The organism is Microbacterium sp. NPDC057741, from assembly GCF_042798735.1.
Classification (GTDB): domain Bacteria; phylum Actinomycetota; class Actinomycetes; order Actinomycetales; family Microbacteriaceae; genus Microbacterium.
In genome coordinates this window covers 3,648-5,200 of the sequence record NZ_JBHVJW010000012.1, presented here as the reverse complement: position 1 = coordinate 5,200, position 1,553 = coordinate 3,648, and the positions used below count along the sequence as shown (strand labels likewise).

1 rRNA gene is annotated in these 1,553 nt (G+C 55.7%); it reads left to right on the top strand.

Annotated elements, in window-relative coordinates:
* Nucleotides 1-16: 16 nt before the first annotated feature.
* A 16S ribosomal RNA gene (locus ACFVDO_RS19740) occupies nt 17-1,541 on the top strand.
* Nucleotides 1,542-1,553: the final 12 nt, after the last annotated feature.

Below are 1,553 nucleotides of genomic sequence, written 5' to 3'. Positions count from 1 at the left end.
TGGTTTGCATCTGTTTTTTACGGAGAGTTTGATCCTGGCTCAGGATGAACGCTGGCGGCGTGCTTAACACATGCAAGTCGAACGATGAACCTGGAGCTTGCTCTGGGGGATTAGTGGCGAACGGGTGAGTAACACGTGAGCAACCTGCCCCTGACTCTGGGATAAGCGCTGGAAACGGTGTCTAATACTGGATATGTGCCACGGCCGCATGGTCTGTGGTTGGAAAGATTTTTCGGTTGGGGATGGGCTCGCGGCCTATCAGCTTGTTGGTGAGGTAATGGCTCACCAAGGCGTCGACGGGTAGCCGGCCTGAGAGGGTGACCGGCCACACTGGGACTGAGACACGGCCCAGACTCCTACGGGAGGCAGCAGTGGGGAATATTGCACAATGGGCGGAAGCCTGATGCAGCAACGCCGCGTGAGGGATGACGGCCTTCGGGTTGTAAACCTCTTTTAGCAGGGAAGAAGCGAAAGTGACGGTACCTGCAGAAAAAGCACCGGCTAACTACGTGCCAGCAGCCGCGGTAATACGTAGGGTGCAAGCGTTATCCGGAATTATTGGGCGTAAAGAGCTCGTAGGCGGTTTGTCGCGTCTGCCGTGAAATCCTCAGGCTCAACCTGAGGCTTGCGGTGGGTACGGGCAGACTTGAGTGCGGTAGGGGAGATTGGAATTCCTGGTGTAGCGGTGGAATGCGCAGATATCAGGAGGAACACCGATGGCGAAGGCAGATCTCTGGGCCGTAACTGACGCTGAGGAGCGAAAGGGTGGGGAGCAAACAGGCTTAGATACCCTGGTAGTCCACCCCGTAAACGTTGGGAACTAGTTGTGGGGTCCTTTCCACGGATTCCGTGACGCAGCTAACGCATTAAGTTCCCCGCCTGGGGAGTACGGCCGCAAGGCTAAAACTCAAAGGAATTGACGGGGACCCGCACAAGCGGCGGAGCATGCGGATTAATTCGATGCAACGCGAAGAACCTTACCAAGGCTTGACATACACGAGAACGGGCCAGAAATGGTCAACTCTTTGGACACTCGTGAACAGGTGGTGCATGGTTGTCGTCAGCTCGTGTCGTGAGATGTTGGGTTAAGTCCCGCAACGAGCGCAACCCTCGTTCTATGTTGCCAGCACGTAATGGTGGGAACTCATGGGATACTGCCGGGGTCAACTCGGAGGAAGGTGGGGATGACGTCAAATCATCATGCCCCTTATGTCTTGGGCTTCACGCATGCTACAATGGCCGGTACAATGGGCTGCGATACCGTGAGGTGGAGCGAATCCCAAAAAGCCGGTCCCAGTTCGGATCGTAGTCTGCAACTCGACTACGTGAAGTCGGAGTCGCTAGTAATCGCAGATCAGCAACGCTGCGGTGAATACGTTCCCGGGTCTTGTACACACCGCCCGTCAAGTCATGAAAGTCGGTAACACCTGAAGCCGGTGGCCTAACCCTTGTGGAGGGAGCCGTCGAAGGTGGGATCGGTAATTAGGACTAAGTCGTAACAAGGTAGCCGTACCGGAAGGTGCGGCTGGATCACCTCCTTTCTAAGGAGCATA